General features: G+C 73.6%; 13 protein-coding genes. 8 read left to right on the top strand and 5 right to left on the bottom strand.

The features are described 5' to 3' along the window. Nucleotides 1-3: 3 nt before the first annotated feature. Entirely contained in the window at nucleotides 4-2,607 is a 2,604-nt protein-coding gene (locus tag ACZ67M_RS30485; protein WP_361357560.1) for a bifunctional FO biosynthesis protein CofGH, read from the bottom strand. Nucleotides 2,608-2,792: 185 nt separating this feature from the next. Between ACZ67M_RS30485 and ACZ67M_RS30490 the strand changes: the two genes are divergently transcribed. Continuing rightward, nucleotides 2,793-4,301 carry a CehA/McbA family metallohydrolase gene (locus ACZ67M_RS30490; RefSeq protein WP_469853671.1) on the top strand — a complete coding sequence of 503 codons (1,509 nt, stop codon included), beginning with the start codon at nucleotides 2,793-2,795 and terminating at the stop codon, nucleotides 4,299-4,301. Here ACZ67M_RS30490 and ACZ67M_RS30495 read toward each other — a convergent pair. Then, nucleotides 4,273-5,148, bottom strand: coding sequence for an endonuclease/exonuclease/phosphatase family protein (locus ACZ67M_RS30495; protein WP_392015661.1), 876 nt, complete (start codon nucleotides 5,146-5,148; stop codon nucleotides 4,273-4,275). The genes ACZ67M_RS30490 and ACZ67M_RS30495 overlap by 29 nt on opposite strands. Before the next feature lie 98 nt (nucleotides 5,149-5,246). Between ACZ67M_RS30495 and ACZ67M_RS30500 the strand changes: the two genes are divergently transcribed. From ACZ67M_RS30500 to ACZ67M_RS30515, 4 genes are all read left to right on the top strand, one after another. Further along, on the top strand, nucleotides 5,247-5,687 hold the full coding sequence (locus tag ACZ67M_RS30500; RefSeq protein WP_361357552.1) for a nitroreductase/quinone reductase family protein: 441 nt from the start codon (nucleotides 5,247-5,249) through the stop codon (nucleotides 5,685-5,687). A gap of 93 nt (nucleotides 5,688-5,780) precedes the next feature. Continuing rightward, the gene (gene afsR, locus ACZ67M_RS30505; protein WP_469853672.1) at nucleotides 5,781-8,759 is read left to right on the top strand and encodes an SARP-family global regulator AfsR; all 2,979 of its coding nucleotides are present in this window, start codon (nucleotides 5,781-5,783) and stop codon (nucleotides 8,757-8,759) included. Nucleotides 8,760-8,958: 199 nt separating this feature from the next. After that, entirely contained in the window at nucleotides 8,959-9,144 is a 186-nt protein-coding gene (afsS, locus tag ACZ67M_RS30510; protein ID WP_376297612.1) for a regulatory protein AfsS, read from the top strand. A gap of 113 nt (nucleotides 9,145-9,257) precedes the next feature. After that, complete coding sequence (locus ACZ67M_RS30515; RefSeq protein WP_469853673.1) at nucleotides 9,258-9,998, top strand: class I SAM-dependent DNA methyltransferase; 741 nt, start codon at nucleotides 9,258-9,260, stop codon at nucleotides 9,996-9,998. A gap of 12 nt (nucleotides 9,999-10,010) precedes the next feature. On the opposite strand, the gene afsK is transcribed toward ACZ67M_RS30515, so the two are convergent. Beyond that, nucleotides 10,011-12,407, bottom strand: coding sequence for a protein serine/threonine kinase AfsK (gene afsK / locus ACZ67M_RS30520; RefSeq protein WP_469853674.1), 2,397 nt, complete (start codon nucleotides 12,405-12,407; stop codon nucleotides 10,011-10,013). 193 nt (nucleotides 12,408-12,600) lie between these two features. Further along, on the bottom strand, nucleotides 12,601-13,365 hold the full coding sequence (kbpA, locus tag ACZ67M_RS30525) for an AfsK-binding protein KbpA (RefSeq protein ID WP_469853675.1): 765 nt from the start codon (nucleotides 13,363-13,365) through the stop codon (nucleotides 12,601-12,603). Nucleotides 13,366-13,517: 152 nt separating this feature from the next. Here kbpA and ACZ67M_RS30530 point away from each other — a divergent pair, with 152 nt between their 5' ends. The 3 genes from ACZ67M_RS30530 to ACZ67M_RS30540 all read left to right on the top strand — a co-directional run bounded on the left by ACZ67M_RS30530 (nucleotide 13,518) and on the right by ACZ67M_RS30540 (nucleotide 15,550). After that, on the top strand, nucleotides 13,518-14,153 hold the full coding sequence (locus tag ACZ67M_RS30530) for a TetR family transcriptional regulator (RefSeq protein ID WP_361358018.1): 636 nt from the start codon (nucleotides 13,518-13,520) through the stop codon (nucleotides 14,151-14,153). Between the two features lie 306 nt (nucleotides 14,154-14,459). Beyond that, nucleotides 14,460-14,885: a pyridoxamine 5'-phosphate oxidase family protein gene (locus ACZ67M_RS30535; protein WP_161329194.1), complete on the top strand. Its 426-nt coding sequence runs from the start codon at nucleotides 14,460-14,462 to the stop codon at nucleotides 14,883-14,885. Then, nucleotides 14,882-15,550 carry a pyridoxine/pyridoxamine 5'-phosphate oxidase gene (locus tag ACZ67M_RS30540; RefSeq protein ID WP_469853676.1) on the top strand — a complete coding sequence of 223 codons (669 nt, stop codon included), beginning with the start codon at nucleotides 14,882-14,884 and terminating at the stop codon, nucleotides 15,548-15,550. The genes ACZ67M_RS30535 and ACZ67M_RS30540 overlap by 4 nt, the downstream gene beginning before the upstream one ends. Before the next feature lie 198 nt (nucleotides 15,551-15,748). Here the strand turns inward: ACZ67M_RS30540 and ACZ67M_RS30545 are convergent, their stop codons facing one another. Continuing rightward, the gene (locus ACZ67M_RS30545; protein ID WP_361357533.1) at nucleotides 15,749-16,360 is read right to left on the bottom strand and encodes a GNAT family N-acetyltransferase; all 612 of its coding nucleotides are present in this window, start codon (nucleotides 16,358-16,360) and stop codon (nucleotides 15,749-15,751) included. Nucleotides 16,361-16,409 lie beyond the last annotated feature (49 nt).

The following is a 16,409-nucleotide window of genomic DNA, read 5'->3' on the forward strand; positions in this document are numbered from 1 at the left end:
CGCTCAGTCCAGCACCGGCAGCAGCTGAGGCAGGTGGCCGTCCGAGTCCCGCGCCGTCCGCTGCCGCTCCTCCGGCACCGGGCCGTACAGCGTGGTCCGGGGTTTGGCCGGGCGGCCCGCCGCGTCCGCGACCGCGATCAGATCCTTGACCGACTTGTACGAGCCGTAGGAGGAGCCCGCCATGCGGGAGATCGTCTCCTCCATGAGGGTGCCGCCGAGGTCGTTCGCGCCGGAGCGGAGCATCTCCGCCGCACCCTCCGTGCCCAGTTTGACCCAGCTTGTCTGGATGTTGGGGATGTGCGGGTGGAGGAGCAGGCGGGCCATCGCCGTCACCGCGCGGTTGTCCCGGACCGTCGGGCCGGGCCGCGCGATGCCCGCCAGGTACACGGGCGCGTTGGTGTGGATGAAGGGGAGCGTCACGAACTCCGTGAAGCCGCCCGTGCGCTGCTGGATGCCGGCCAGGGTGCGCAGGTGGCCCAGCCAGTGGCGGGGCTGGTCGACGTGGCCGTACATCATGGTCGAGGAGGAGCGCAGACCCAGTTCGTGGGCCGTCTCGATCACCTCGATCCAGGTGGCCGTCGGCAGCTTGCCCTTGGTCAGGATCCAGCGGACCTCGTCGTCGAGGATCTCCGCCGCCGTGCCCGGGATCGAGTCCAGGCCCGCTTCCTTGGCCGCGCTCAGCCACTCCCGGATCGACATGCCGGTGCGGGTCGCGCCGTTGACGACCTCCATCGGCGAGAAGGCGTGCACGTGCATGCCGGGGACCCGGGCCTTCACCGCCCTCGCGATGTCGAAGTACGCGGTGCCCGGCAGGTCCGGGTGGATGCCGCCCTGCATGCAGACCTCGACCGCGCCCACGTCCCACGCCTGCTCGGCGCGGTCGGCGACCTGGTCCAGGGAGAGCGTGTAGGCGTCGGCGTCGGTGCGGCGCTGGGCGAAGGCGCAGAAGCGACAGCCGGTGTAGCAGACGTTGGTGAAGTTGATGTTGCGGGTGACGATGTACGTGACGTCGTCGCCCACCACGGACTTGCGGACGTCGTCGGCCACCTGGCACAGGGCGTCCAGCGCGGGCCCGTCGGCGTGCAGCAGGGCCAGCGCCTCGTCGTCGGTCAGCCGCGTCGGGTCGTCGGCGGCCGTGGCGAGCGCGGCGCGCACGTCGGTGTCGATGCGCTCGGGGACCATGCCGGGCGCTGCGGCCTCGCGCAGGGCGCCCCAGTCGCCGTACACCTCGTCGAAGTCGTCGCGGCGGTCCGAGGTGCGGCCCTCGGTGTCGATGGTGGTGTGCAGGTCGGTGCGGCCCGAGGCGGTGAACGCCTCGTCCGGTTCCTGCCAGGGGCGCCCCTCGACCGGCGCGTCCGGCAGCGCGAGCCCCGTCGCCGGGTCGGCGAGGGCCGCCACGTGCGGGCGCAGCCTCGGGTCCAGCCAGGGCTCGCCGCGCTGGACGAACTCCGGGTAGACGCAGAGACGTTCCCGCAACTCGAAGCCGACCGCCCGGGACTTCGCGGCGAGTTCGTCGATCTGCGGCCAGGGCCGCTCGGGGTTGACGTGGTCGATGGTGAGCGGGGAGACCCCGCCCCAGTCGTCGATGCCGGCGCCGATCAGCCGCTCGTACTCGGCGTCCACCAGGTTCGGCGGGGCCTGGAGGCAGGCGGACGGGCCCATGATGTGCCGGGCGACGGCCACCGTGGCGACCAGCTCGTCCAGCTCCGCGTCCGGCATGCCGCGCATCGCCGTGTCGGGCTTGGCGCGGAAGTTCTGGATGATCAGTTCCTGGATGCCGTGGTAGGAGCGGGACACCTTGCGCAGCGCGAACAGGGACTCCGCGCGCTCCTCGTAGGTCTCTCCGATGCCGATGAGCAGGCCCGAGGTGAAGGGGACCGAGGAGCGTCCGGCGTCCTCCAGGACGCGCAGCCGCACGGCGGGCTCCTTGTCCGGGGAGCCGTGGTGCGGGCCGCCGGGCTCGGACCACAGGCGGGTCGCCGTCGTCTCCAGCATCATGCCCATGGACGGCGCCACCGGCTTGAGCCGCTGGAAGTCCGTCCAGGACATCACACCGGGGTTGAGGTGCGGGAGCAGGCCCGTCTCCTCCAGGATGCGGATCGAGATGGCGCGGACGTACGCGATCGTGTCGTCGTACCCGTGCGCGTCGAGCCACTCGCGGGCCTCCGGCCAGCGGTCCTCGGGCTTGTCGCCGAGGGTGATGAGGGCTTCCTTGCAGCCGAGGGCGGCGCCCTTGCGCGCGATGTCCAGCACCTCGTCCGGCGACATGAACATCCCGTGCCCCGCCCGGCGCAGCTTGCCGGGGACGGTGACGAACGTGCAGTAGTGGCACTTGTCCCGGCACAGCCGGGTCAGCGGGACGAAGACGCTCTTCGAGTACGTGATGACGCCGGGCCGCCCGGCCGCCTCCAGGCCCGCGTCCCGGACCCGGGCGGCGGACGCGGTGAGGGCGTCGAGGTGCTCGCCGCGCGCCTGGAGCAGCACGGCGGCCTCGGACACGTCCAGGGCGACGCCGTCCCGGGCGCGTTTGAGGGCGCGACGCAGGGAGTTCTCGGTGGGGCCGGCCTGGTCGGCGGGTCCGGTTCCGGAGGTCGCGGAAGTCGTCATCCTTCGAGCATACGAGCGCCGTGATCAGGGCGGCTTTCCCGTCCCGCCGGCCCACCGCGCGGTTCCCGGCCCTCCATGCCCCGAACCCCTTTCCTTGCCCGGGAGTTCACGGCTCAATACGAGGGTTGCACGCACCACCCCTGCACCACCGATGTCATGACCGTGACGACACAGGGAGCAGCAGCATGTGCGAGGACGACCACGCCGGGATCGGCAGACGCGCGGTGTTCGTGACGGGAGCCGCCGCCGCGCTTACGTTGGGAAGCGTGAGCTTCGCCACAGCGGCACCGCGGGAAGAGCGGAAGCGAACGGTGCGCGGCACCCTGCCCACCGGCTCGCCCGACTTCGTCTACGTCCCCGTCGAAGTCCCGTCCGGGGTGCGCGAGATACACGTCGCCTACACCTACGACCGTCCCACCGTCCCGGCCGGCGCCCAGGGCAACGCCCTCGACATCGGCCTCTTCGACGAGCGCGGCACCGAGCTGGGCGGCCGGGGCTTCAGGGGCTGGTCGGGCGGGGCGCGCACGGAGTTCTTCGTCCGGGCGGACGACGCGACCCCCGGATACCTCCCCGGGCGGATCCGGCCGGGCACCTGGCACGTCGCCCTCGGCCCGTACACGGTCGCCCCGCAGGGGCTGTCGTACGAGATCACGATCACGCTGACGTACGGCGAGCAGGACGAGACCCCCCGTCCGGTGTACCCGCCCGAGCGGGCCCGGGGACGCGGCCGCGCCTGGTACCGGGGCGACTGCCACCTGCACTCCGAGTACTCCGACGGCCGCTACACCCTCGCCGAGATCGCGGAGCTGGCCCGTGCGGCGGGCCTGGACTTCATCAACTCCTCCGAGCACAACACCCACTCCGCACACGCGCACTGGGCCGACCTGGCCGGGGACGACCTGCTGATCCTGCTCGGCGAGGAGGTGACGACCCGCAACGGCCACGTCGTCGCCCTCGGCACCGACCCCGGCACCTTCGTCGACTGGCGCTACCGGGCCCGGGACAACCGCTTCGGCCGTTTCGCCCGGCAGATCCGCCGCGCGGGCGGCCTGGTCGTCCCGGCCCACCCGCACGCCACCTGCATCGGCTGCAACTGGAAGTTCGGCTTCGGCGAGGCCGACGCGGTCGAGGTGTGGAACGGCGCCTACACGCCCGACGACGAGGTGGCGCTGGCCGACTGGGACGGCATGCTGGTCGCCTCGGTGCGGGACGGCGGCCGCAGCTGGATCCCGGCGATGGGCAGCAGCGACTCCCACCGCTCCCCCGACGTCATCGGCCGCCCGCAGACCGTCGTCCTCGCCGACGACCTGACGCGGGAGGCGATCCAGGAGGGCATCAGGGCCGGCCGGTCCTACGTCGCCGAGTCGTCGCGGCTGTCGCTGGCCTTCACCGCGTCCGGCGGCCGGGGCGAGCACGCCGGGATCGGTGAGCGGCTGCGCGTGGACCGCGACACCCCGGTCACCGTCCGCCTGGAGGTGACCGGCGCCCCGCGCTGCACGGTGCGCCTCGTCACCGACCAGGGGGTGCTGTTCACCAGTGACCCGCTGCCGGTGTCCGGTGCGGGCGTCGTGGAATGGCGGACGACCGCCTCGTACGCGGCGTACGTACGGGCCGAGGTACGGCACGAGGCGGCGGCCGGTCCGCTGCCGGGGGCGCTGGCGGCCTTCACCAACCCGGTGTTCCTGGGGCGTTAGCCGCCCCCGGCGATCCTGGGGCGGTAGCCGCCCCCGGCGTTCCCGCGGCGGGGACCGCCCCTCCGTCGTCGAGGTCGGCGACGACCGCCGCGTGGTCGGAGGGGCGGACGCCGTCGACGGGGCGGTCGCCGGCCCGCCGTACCGCCCGGACCCGGCCCAGTCCGCCGGGCCCGGGCGGGCCCACGTACACGTGGTCGATCCGCGCGCTCAGCCCGTCCGGCCCGTCGGGGTCCCCCGGGCCCCAGGTGCCGGAGGGCAGGCCGGGCCCGGCGTGCAGCCAGGCGTCGTGGAGCCGCGCCGTACGCAGCGGGCGCACCTCCGGGGACCCGGGGCGGGCGTTGAAGTCGCCGGTGACGACGGCCGGGAAGCCGGTGCCGTGCCGGTGCGCGGCGACGAAGTCCACGAGGGACGCGACCTGTGCGCGCCGCACCTCGGACGCTCCGGCACCCGAGTTGAGGTGGACGGTGCAGAAGGGCACCTGGTGACCGGGCGCGTCCAGCCGGACGTGGAACGCCAGCCGCCCGTCGTCCACCTCGCCGGGGGCCGGCAGCCGCAGCACCGCGCGCTCCACGACGGGCCAGCGGCTGAGCACCGCGGTGCCGATGCCCACCGACCCGTCCCCGATCCGCCGCTGCCACCGCTCGGGCGCGGGCGAGGGCGCCCAGGCCCAATGCAGGCCGAGTTCCCGCGCCAGCCACCCGGCGAGGTTCTCCCCGTCGTCGGCGGCCCACACCTCCTGGAGCCCGACGACATCGGGCCGCAACTCCCGCAGCACGGCGAGGATCGCCTTCTGCCGGTCGGCCCACGCCCCGAACCGCCACCACAGGTTCCACGTCACCACGCGCACACCCGCACCACCCGTCCGTCCGCCACGCCCGCCCCCGTTCGTCCCCGAGAGGTTTTCCGGGAACATGGAGACACAAGAGACGGGAGCGTGAACGAACGATGTCGAAGTCGTCCAACGCCGAGAGGCCGCCCCAGGCCGAGAAGAAGTACCGGGCCGTCACGGCCTTCCAGCGCCGCCTCAACACCGTCGTACGCAGACTGCCCGGCCAGATCCTCCTCGAGACCACCGGCCGCGTCTCCGGCCTCCCCCGCCGCACTCCGGTCGGCGGACGCCGGGTCGGCGACGACTTCTGGCTGGTCTCGGAGTTCGGCGAACGGTCCCAGTACATCCGCAACATCCGCGCCGACCCGCGCGTCCGGGTACGCCTCCGCGGCCGCTGGCACCGGGGAACGGCCCACCTCCTCCCCGACGACGACCCACTCGCCCGCCTGCGCCGGCTCCCCCGCCTCAACAGCCTGGCGGTACGGGCGATGGGGGTGGGGACGGGGCTGCTGACGGTGCGGGTGGAGCTGGAGGGGAAGGGGCCGGGGAGCAGGTGAGAACCTTGTGATCGGCGTCTCCCACGGCTGACGTGGTCGGCATGAACAAGGCAAACTGGCCTGGTTGCTCAGGATGTCTAGGGGGACGACGGCATGGACGGTGGACCGCGGGTTCCGGAGCAGCGGCGTCCCGGAACCCCGGCGGAACCGGACGGGTCGGCCGCGCTCCGGTTCGGCGTGCTCGGACCGGTGCGGGCCTGGCGGGGCGAGGGGGCGCTGGCCACCGGCTCCCCGCAGCAGCGCGCCCTGCTGGCCGCGTTGCTGCTCCGCGAGGGCCGCACGGCGACGGCGGCCGAACTGATCGACGCCCTGTGGGGCGAGGAACCGCCGTCGCAGGCGCTGGCGGCGGTGCGGACGTACGCGTCCCGGCTGCGGAAGATCCTGGACCCCGGGGTCCTGGTGAGCGAGTCCGGCGGGTACGCCGTGCGGGGTCTCGCCGAGGGGGCGCTGGACCTGGCGGCGGCCCAGGACCTGGCCACCGGCGCCGAGAAGGCGCGGACCGCGGGGGACCTGTGCCACGCCCGTGACCTCCTGCGCCGCGCGCTCGCGCTGTGGGACGGCGAGGTACTGGCGGGCGTTCCGGGACCCTACGCGGAGGCGCAGCGCGTCCGTCTTGAGGAGTGGCGGCTGCAACTCCTCGAAACCTGCCTGGACATGGACCTGGAGCAGGGCTGCCACGCGGAGGCGGTGTCGGAGCTGACGGCGCTCACGGCGGAGCACCCGCTTCGGGAGCGCCTGCGCGAGCTGCTGATGCTGGCCCTGTACCGCAGCGGCCGCCAGGCGGAGGCCCTCGCGGTCTACGCGGACACGCGGCGCCTGCTCGCCGACGAACTCGGCGTCGACCCCCGCCCCGGCCTCCAGGAACTCCAGCAGCGCATCCTCCAGGCGGACCCCGGCCTCGCCGACCCGTCGGCCCCAGCCGCGGAGACGGTGTCTTCCTCCGTGCGTCCGGCGCAACTCCCGGCCACGGTGCCCGACTTCACGGGCCGGGCCGCCTTCGTGCGCGAGCTGAGCGACGTGCTGTCCTCCGCGTCCGGGGCCGGGGGCGGGAACTCCGGCCGCGTGATGGCGGTCTCCGCGCTGGCGGGCATCGGCGGCGTCGGCAAGACCACCCTCGCCGTGCACGTCGCCCACCAGGCGCGGGCCGCCTTCCCGGACGGGCAGCTGTACGTCGACCTCCAGGGCGCGGGCCCGCGGGCGGCGGAGCCGGAGACGGTGCTGGGCTCGTTCCTCCGCGCCCTCGGTACGGCCGACTCGGCCATCCCCGACTCCCTGGAGGAGCGCGCCGCCCTCTACCGCTCCGTGCTGGACGGGCGCCGCGTCCTCGTCCTCCTCGACAACGCCCGCGACGCCGCGCAGGTACGGCCGCTGCTGCCCGGCACGGAGGGCTGCGCGGCGCTGGTGACGGCGCGGGTGCGGATGGTGGATCTCGCCGGGGCGCAACTGGTCGACCTGGACGTGATGTCCCCGGAGGAGGCGCTGGCCCTCTTCACGAAGATCGTGGGCGAGGAGCGGGTGGCCTCGGAGCGGGAGGCGGCGCTGGACGTCGTCGGCGCGTGCGGCTTCCTGCCCCTCGCCATCCGCATCGCGGCGTCCCGGCTCGCGGCCCGCCGCACCTGGACGGTCTCGGTCCTCGCGGCGAAGCTGGCGGACGAGCGGCGCCGGCTCGACGAACTCCAGGCCGGTGACCTGGCCGTCAAGGCCACCTTCGAACTGGGCTACGGCCAGCTGGAGCGCGCCCAGGCCCGCGCCTTCCGCCTCCTCGGCCTGGCCGACGGCCCGGACATCTCCCTGGCGGCCGCGGCGGCGGTCCTGGATCTCCCCGTGGAGGACACGGAGGACCTCCTGGAGACCCTGGTCGACACGTCCCTCCTGGAATCGGCGGCGCCGGGCCGCTACCGCTTCCACGACCTGGTCCGCCTCTACGCGCGTGCGTGCGCGGAACGGGACGAGCATCCGCCGAGCGAGCGGGGCGCGGCGTTGTCGCGGTTGCTGGACTTCTACCTGGCCACGGCGGCGGGGGTGTACGCGATCGAGCGGCCCGGGGATCGGCTGGTGGACCACTTGGAGGTGACCAAGTATCCCGGCCTCCGCTTCGCCGACGGTCCGGCGGCGCTGGACTGGCTGTACACGGAGTCGTCGGCCTTGCTGGCGTGTGTACGCCAGGCCGCCGGGACGGAGCGGCTGCGCCGTGCCGTCGATCTCCTGTGGGCCGCGAGGGATCTGGCGGAGTCGGGCGCCAACTCCCGGCAGTACGAGGCGACGGCCGTGGCCATACGCGAGGCGACGCAGGCCGTGGGTGACACCCGCGCGGAGGGCAGGGCGCGTATCGCGCTCACCGGGTTCCTGCTGGTCTCCGGCCGCATCCAGCAGGCCTCGGAAGAGGCGCGTCTCGCGATGGAGCGGGCAACTGCCGCGGCGGACCCCACCGCAGCGAGCTGGGCCGCGCAGGACTGCGGTCTGATCGCCCTGCACCAACACCGCTACTCCGACGGCAAGGTGTTCTTCGACCAAGCCATCGAGGGATTCCGGGCCGCCGGCAACGGCCTGTGCGAGGCGACCGCCCTGTGCAACCTCTCGCGTGCCTACATGGGGATGGGCAACACCGCCAAGGCCATCGAGTTCGCGCAGAACGGCCTCGCCGTGCACGTGCAGGTCGGCAGCACCATGCGCCTGGCCAACGGTCACTACGCCCTGGGTGTCGCCTATGTGACAGCGGGCCGTCACATCGACGCTCTCGCGCAGTTCTCGCAGGCCCTGACCATCTTCGTGGACCACAGGCAGCGGCTGTGGGCGGGCACCACGCACTTCAGGATCGCCGAGACCCACCTGGCGGCCCACCGGCCCGGTCCGGCCGCACAGCACGCCGAACAGGCCCTGGCCCTTGGCTGCATCGGCGGTGACCAGATGCGCGGCAACGTTCTGAAGCTCCTCGGGCACTCCCTGAGCGGCCTCGGCGAGGTGGACCGGGGACAGGCGTGCTGGCGCGAGGCGCTCAACCTCTACGAGGCCAACGGCTCTTCGGAGGCGGACGCCGTACGAGCGCTGCTGAAGCCCGCGACGGCGGCCTGAGCCGGCCAACCGGGCCGTTCAGCATTCGTTTATCGCCCTCCGTCACGCTCGTTCCTGTCACGCCGTCGCGTCGGGGGGCAGACGGGTGACCAGCGAGCCGACGGGTTAGTGTGCGGCTCCGAACGCCCGTCCGGTGGCCCTCGGGGGAGCTACCGGACGGGCTTTCCTCACTCGTTCAACTTCGCAGAGGAGCAAGCACATGAGCGACAAGAAGGAAGAAGTCGTCGCCACTCCGCAGGACAACAACATGCCCGCGCCGCCGGTCTCGGACGAGACCGTCACGACGCAGGACAACAACATGCCTGCCCCGCCGGCCAAGGACGCCATCAAGACGATGGACAACAACATGCCGACCCCGCCCGCGCTGAAGCGGGACGGCAAGTAGACCTTCTTCCCGCACGGGGGAATGGGCCGCGGCGGCGCGGAGGGGAGCCGCCGCGGCCGCGGTCGTTTAAATGCGTCGACAGCGCGCGCCGCGACCCGGCAGAGTGGCCGCCCGTGACGAGCAGTGAGCTGTGGAGCCGCGCGACCGCCGACCGCTACGACGCCGAGGAGGCCGAGAACTCCTCGGCCGCCGCCCTCGCACCGACTCTCGACTTCCTCGCCGGGCTCGCCGGAGACGGCCGGGCCCTCGAATTCGCCATCGGCACCGGCCGCGTGGGCGTCCCGCTCAGTGAACGCGGCGTGCCGGTCGCCGGCATCGAACTGTCCGAGCACATGGCCGCCGTGCTGCGGCGGAAGGCCGACGAGGACACCCTCCCGGTGAGCGTCGGGGACATGGCGAAGACCGTCGTCCCCGGCGAATTCGCCCTGGTCTACCTCGTCTACAACACGATCTCCAACCTGCTCACCCAGGACGAGCAGGTCGAGTGCTTCCGCAACGCCGCACGTCATCTGCGCCCCGGCGGCCGGTTCGTCATCGAGCTGGAGGTGCCCCCGCTGCGGCGCCTGCCGCCCGGTCAGGTCGCGGTGCCGTTCGACGTCTCCGGCCGGCACCTCGGTTTCGACACCTTCGACCTGGTCGAGCAGATGCTCGTCTCGAACCACTTCACCCGCGACGAGAACACCGGCCAGTACCGCCGCGACAACTCCCGGCACCGGTACGCCTGGCCGGCCGAGCTGGACCTGATGGCCCGGATCGCGGGGCTCGAACTGGAGCGCCGAGTCGCGGACTGGGACGGGTCGCCGTTCGTCCAGGACTCCGGCAAGCACATCTCCGTCTGGCGCAAGCCGGCCTGAGCGCGCCCCGGATCAGGTGGTCCGGGCCGTCCCCGTCCCCTTCTCCGCGTCGAGGGCGTACACGCAGCGGTCCTTGCTGCACGCGTAGACGATGCCGTCGCGGACGACCGGGGAGCCGGTGATCTCGCCTCCGGTGGCCAGCTTCCAGCGCAGGCGGCCGTCGTCGGCCTTCAGGGTGTACAGCAGGTGGTCCGTGGAGCCGAAGTGGATGCGGCCCTCGGCGACCGCGGGGGCGCCCACGATGTCGCCGCCCGCCTGGAAGCGCCACTTGGGGGTGCCGGTGACCGCGTCCAGGGTGTAGAGGCCCTTGCCGCTGCCCACGTGGACGTGGCCCGCCGCGACCAGCACCGGGTCGGTGGAGGAGCGGGCCTCCGTCGCGATGCGCCAGCGGTCGCGGCCGTCGGTGGCGTCGAGGGCGTACACCGTGCCGAGGTAGTCGGCGAGGTAGACGCCGCCGCCGGTCACCGCCGGGCCGGGGACGAAGGCGGGCGGGGCGAGGAAGACCGCGGGCGCCTCGAAGTGCCAGCGGACGTGGCCGGAGGTGACCTCCAGGGCGAGGACCCGGGTCCCGGCCGCGACGTAGACGTAGCCGTCGGGTGCCTGGGTGATACGGACGGGGACGCCGCCGCAGGAGGCCGCGTCGCCGATCGGGTACGACCATCTCTCGTCGCCGGTGCGCGCGTCCAGGGCGCGCAGCCGGGCGTCCTGCCAGACGTACACCGTGCCGTCGTGGAGGGCGGCGCCGGCCTCCGGGGACTCGAAGTCGGTCTGGGCGCCGGTGATCTCCCAGAGCTTCTGGCCGCCGGACGCCTCCCACCCCTGGACGCCGCCGCCGCGGGTGGCGGTGACGACGGTGCCGCGGTCGGCCTGGAGGGAGTACACCCAGGCGTCGGTCTGGACGCGCCAGAGGTCGCCGCCCTCGCGGGCGTCGAGGGCGAACAGGGTCGGGCCGTCGGAGGCGTGGATACGGCCGTCCGCGACCGCCATCGACCAGGCGACGTCCCGGGTCTTGAAGCGGCGGCGTCCGGTGGCCACGTCCAGGGCGTGCACCTCGAAGGAGGTGACGTAGACGAGGTCCCCGGCGACGCGGGGGGTGCCCCAGACGTCGTTGGACATGCGGAAGCGCCAGGGGCGCCAGCCGGCCGGTGACGCCTCGGGCGGCGCGGTGGGCACGGGCGCGGCGGCCGGCAGCGCGGGGTCGGCGCCGTTGACGCCGGGGCGCACCCGGGACCAGGAGGCGGTGAGGGCGGACTCCGGCGGGGGTGCCGCGACGGCGGCGGCGCGCATGTCGGCGACGCGCGGGCCCGGGCCGATGGGCACCGATCCGCCGGCCAGCCGGACCGGTCCGGCGTCGGGCGCGCCGACGGGCGCCGGGACGGACGGTCCGCGTGTGGGCGGCGCCGGTACGACGGGGTCGTGCGCGGGCGGCGGCAGCTGGGGCGCCGGAACGGCCGGGCGGGCGCCGGACGGGCCCGGGCCGCGTCCGCCGGAGGGGGCGGGCCTGACCGGGGGTCGGCCACCCCGGCGGCCCTCGATCAGGCTGACCGCGCGCTCGGGCAGCCACGCCGACGCCGTACCGCTGTCGTCGGAGCCGGAGCCGAAGAGGTGCGGGGCGAGCTGGGCCTGGAGGTCGGCGGGGTTGGGGCGGCCGGTGGCCTCCATCTGCATGCAGGACTCGATGAGCGGACGCAGCTCGTCCGGGAGTCCTTCGAGGTCGGGGCCCTCGCGCAGCAGCATGAAGACGGTCTCGACCGGGTTGGCCCCGTGGAAGGGCGGGTGCCCGGTGGCGGCGAAGACCAGCATCGAGCCCAGCGAGAACACGTCGCTGGCGCCGGTGACGCTGCGGGAGTCCTTCGCCTGCTCCGGGGACATGTAGGCGGGGGTGCCGACGGCGACGTTCGTCATGGTCAGACGGGTGTTCGAGACCCCGGACGCGATGCCGAAGTCGATCACGCGGGGGCCGTCCTCGACGACGAGGACGTTGGAGGGCTTGAGGTCGCGGTGGACCAGGCCCGCGCCGTGGATGGACTGGAGCGCCTCCGCGACGCCCGCCGCCAGCCAGCGCACCGCCTGGGCCGGGAGCGGCCCGCACTCGTTCACTATCTCCTCGAGGGAGGGCGCGGGGACGTAAGCGGTGGCCAGCCACGGCACCGCGGCGCGCGGGTCGGCGTCGACCACGGCCGCCGTGTAGAAGCCGGAGACCGCGCGGGCCGCCTCCACCTCGCGCGTGAAGCGGACGCGGAACAGCTGGTCCTCCGCCAGTTCCGTGCGCACCGTCTTGATCGCCACGCGCCGCCCGGACGCCGAGCGCGCGAGGAAGACCAGCCCCATGCCGCCGGCACCGAGCCGGCCCAGCACCTCGAACGGCCCGATCCGCCGCGGATCGTGCTGCATCAGCTGATCCACCACTTGCCTGCCCACCTCCCCGTACGGGCCGCGCCACCCACTTATGTACGCGACCGAAGTGCAGCGTCTCACCACCGCACCTGCGTGGCGCCACGCACCCTGATTCTTCCTGTCCGAGGCGCTGGTGGCGAACCTGGGGACAATCGGGGTGTCTCGTCACATCCCGGGCGCCTGGGCTCCGCTGCCCGGCCCCGGTTCAGCGCTGGAGCAGCGCGAACGACGCCCCCTGGCCGTCCGAGACGACCGCCGCCCTGCCGTACGACGTCTCGAAGGGCGGGACCCGCACCCGGCCGCCGAGCCGGGCCACCGCCCCGAGGGCGGCCTCGACGTCCCGGACCAGGAAGTGGACGAGGAAGTGCGGCGGCATCTCGGCGGCGAAGGTGCCGGAGACCGGGGCGCGCCCGAAGTCGGGGTCGGCGTCCGGGCCGAAGAGCGCGTCGCGGAACAGCTCGCCGTAGAAGGCGTTCGCGGCGTCGGTGTCGCGGGCGTACAGCTCGGCCCAGGCGAAGGTACCGGGCTCGTGCCGGCGCCCGAAGCCGGGGTGGCCGTCCGGCTCCCAGAGCGCGAAGACGGCGCCCTCGGGATCGGCGGCGAGGGCGCTGGTGCCCAGGTCGCCGACCTCGTGGGGCGGGGTGACGACCTGACCGCCGGCCTCCCGGATCCGCCCGGCGAGCGCGCGGGCGTCGGGGGTGTGGAAGTACACGGTCCACACGGTGGGCATCCGGCCGTCCGTCTTGCGGACCAGACCGGCGACCGGCTCACCGTCCAGGGACGCCCGCAGTGACTCCGTCGTCTCCTCGAAGGTCCAGCCGAACAGCTCGCCGTAGAAGCGCCGGCCCGCCTCGACGTCGGAGAGCTGGGCCTCCACCCAGCAGGGGGTGCCCTCCGGGCGGTCGGTGCCCTCCGGGCGGTCTGACGGACGGGCTGTCGCCCTCTTCTCGGATGCCCCGTTTTCAGCCATGCCGTCAACGTAGCCGCGTCGCCCGCACCGCGCAGACCGGCGCACCAGCGTCTCTCGGCTCAAACGGGCCTCTCGGGCCCTCGCACCCCATTTGCAGTCGGCCGAATCGCGCTCGGAACGCCCGTCGGTAAGCTGACGGCATGACAGGACAAGTGCGTACCGTCGACGGCCGCGTGGCCGGTCGACGTGGGCAGGCGACCCGGCAGAAACTGCTCGACTGCCTCAGCGAAATGCTCAGCTCCTCCCCCTATCGCGATGTCAAAGTCATCGATGTCGCCCGCAAGGCCGGCACCTCGCCCGCGACCTTCTACCAGTACTTCCCGGACGTCGAGGGCGCCGTGCTGGAGATCGCCGAGACCATGGCCGCCGAGAGCGCGTCGCTGGCCGGTCTCACGGCGGGCCGTTCGTGGGTCGGCAAGGCCGGCTGGCACACGGCACAGGAACTCGTCGACGGATTCATGGAGTTCTGGCGGAAGAACGACGCGATTCTCCGCGTGATCGATCTCGGCGCGGCCGAAGGGGATAAACGTTTCTCCAAGATCCGTATGAAGATCCTCAACTCGGTGAACTCCTCCCTCGCGGACTCCGTCGCCGAACTCCAGGCCAAGGGCAAGGTCGACAAGGACGTGAACCCCGCCGCGATCGCGGGCTCCCTGGTCGTGATGCTCGCGGCCGTCGCCTCCCACCAGAAGGGTTTCTCCTCCTGGGGCGTCAAGCAGGCCGAACTCAAGCCCAATCTCGCTCTGTTGATGTACCTGGGCGTCACCGGCAAGAAGCCCACGAAGTAGCAGGAAGCAGTACGCCGGTACCAAGCCCGTCAGCTCCACCGCCCCACCGCTCCACGCCCCACCTCTCCGCCGCTCCACCGTTTCGCCGCGCCTCCGGCACCACCTCACAGCCCCGCCCGCCGACGGCCCGCCCGCCCGAACTCGGCGACCGTGTCCCGCGTCAGGCGCCCTCCGCGCCAGGCCGCACCGACACGACGAACGACGCCTCGCAGTTCGGCCCCGCGACGGCCAGGATCGGGGAACAGCCCCGCACCCGGACGGTGTTGTGCTCAACGCCGACGCCCGTATCCGCTGGAGGAGACCACGATGGCCCTGACCCGCGAAGAGCGTGAGAAGTTCCTGGCCGAACCGCACATCGCCGCGCTCGCGGTCGACGCGGAAGCCGGCCGCGCTCCGCTGACCGTGCCGATCTGGTACCAGTACGAACCCGGCGGCGACGTGTGGATCATGACCGGCCTCGACAGCCGCAAGAACCAGCGGATCCGCGCCGCGGGCCGGTTCTCGCTGATGGTCGACCGGCTGGAGCCCACCATCCGGTACGTGTCCGTGGAGGGGCCGGTGGTGGACACGGTCCCCGCCACCGAGGAGAACCTGCGGGAGATCTCCGCCCGCTACCTCCCCGCCGAGAAGGTCGACGGGTACGTCGCCTTCGCCTCGGCGAACCACGGCGAGCAGGTCATCGTGCGGATGCGGCCCGAGCGCTGGGTCTCCTCCGACCTCGGCTCGGTGTGAAGAGCGTCCACGAGCTGCTGCGGTCGCTGCGGGTGTGGGACCCCGCGGTCACCGAGCTGCCGCCCTTCGACCCGTCCGACGCCCCCGGCGACCCGGTGGACCTGTTCACGCGCTGGTTCGCGGAGGCGGTGGCCGCCGGCCAGACCGAGCCGCACACCGTGTCGCTGGCGACGTCCGACGCCGACGGGCTGCCCGACGTACGCATCGTGATGCTGCACGGCGCGGACGCGGCCGGCTGGTCCTTCGCCACGCACGCCGACAGCCGCAAGGGCCGCCAGCTGGCCGGGCGCCCGTATGCCGCGCTCGCCTTCTACTGGCCCGTGCTGGGCCGTCAGGTGCGGGTGCGCGGCCCGGTCGCCGCGGCTCCGGCCGAGGAGGCGATGGCCGACCTGCACGCGCGGTCGACGGGCGCGCTGGCCGCGGCCCTCACCGGCAGGCAGAGCGCGGAGCTGGACTCGCCGGACGAACTGACCCGCGCCTCGGAGGCGGCCTGGCAGCGCGCGGCCCGGGAACCGACGGCACCCGCCCCGACCTGGACCCTGTACCGCCTGCGCCCGCACGAGGTGGAGTTCTTCCAGGGCGAGCCCCACAGGCGCCACGTACGCCTCGCCTACCTGTGGACGGAGAACGAGGCCGGCTGGCATCAGCGGCTGCTGTGGCCGTGAGCCGGGGGGCCGGGCCGGCCGTGAGCGGCGGGGCGCCGGGCAGGCCGTAGGCGCGGGACGCCGGGCCGCCGGGCCGCTACGGGCGCATGACGCCCCGGCGGCTTCGGCGGGCGCGGAACACCGAGCGGCCCCGGGCACGGGACGCACCGGGCACCGGCCCCACGGGGGCGGCGCGCGGGCCGGTGCGTCCGACGCCCGTCAGCGGGACGCCGGTGCCGGCGGTTCCGCGTCCGTGGCGAGGCGGGCGTGGAGGTGTACGTCGCGGAAGCGGTCGTGGCGGCCGGTCTCGAACATGGCCTCGCGCAGCGTGCCCTCGCCGGGGTAGCCGCACTTCTCCGCTACGCGGCACGAGGCGTCGTGGCCCACCGCGTGGCCCAGCTCCAGGCGGTGCAGGCCGAGTTCGGCGAAGGCCCAGCGCGAGGCGAGCAGCAGGGAACGGCCGGCGACGCCCCGGCCGCGGGCCTCGGGCAGCACCCAGTAGCCGACCCGGGCCACCTTCATCGGGCGGCTGATCTCGTTGACGCCCATGTGCCCCAGCGTCGCCCCGCTCTCCGCGTCCGTGACGCGGAAGGACACCGATCTGCCGTCGGCCTCGTCGCGGGCCCGGGCGCGCATCGACTCGCGGGCCCCCGCGAGGTCGGTCCACAGCTTGAGCGGGGTGTTCCAGCGCTGGAACTCGGGGTCCAGGCAGCCGCGGAGCCACGCCTCCACGTCGGCGTCGGAGTCCGGGTCCCAGGAGCGCAGGCGCAGACCGTGTCCGCTGGGTTCGGTCGGGGAGGGGTCGAGGGCGTTCGTACGTGTGTGGGCCATCCGGCCATTGAAGCGGACCCGCGCCGGTCGTGACCGATCCGCAACCGAT

This window comes from Streptomyces sp. NPDC107500 (genome assembly GCF_055582785.1).

Coding starts and splice junctions, on each gene's coding strand:
- ACZ67M_RS30490 (WP_469853671.1), top strand. CDS start 2,793: ATGTGCGAGGACGACCACGCCGGGATCGGCAGACGCGCGGTGTTCGTG.
- ACZ67M_RS30535 (WP_161329194.1), top strand. CDS start 14,460: ATGGCCCTGACCCGCGAAGAGCGTGAGAAGTTCCTGGCCGAACCGCAC.
- ACZ67M_RS30485 (WP_361357560.1), bottom strand. CDS start 2,607: ATGACGACTTCCGCGACCTCCGGAACCGGACCCGCCGACCAGGCCGGC.
- ACZ67M_RS30545 (WP_361357533.1), bottom strand. CDS start 16,360: ATGGCCCACACACGTACGAACGCCCTCGACCCCTCCCCGACCGAACCC.
- kbpA (WP_469853675.1), bottom strand. CDS start 13,365: ATGGCTGAAAACGGGGCATCCGAGAAGAGGGCGACAGCCCGTCCGTCA.
- afsS (WP_376297612.1), top strand. CDS start 8,959: ATGAGCGACAAGAAGGAAGAAGTCGTCGCCACTCCGCAGGACAACAAC.
- ACZ67M_RS30500 (WP_361357552.1), top strand. CDS start 5,247: ATGTCGAAGTCGTCCAACGCCGAGAGGCCGCCCCAGGCCGAGAAGAAG.
- afsR (WP_469853672.1), top strand. CDS start 5,781: ATGGACGGTGGACCGCGGGTTCCGGAGCAGCGGCGTCCCGGAACCCCG.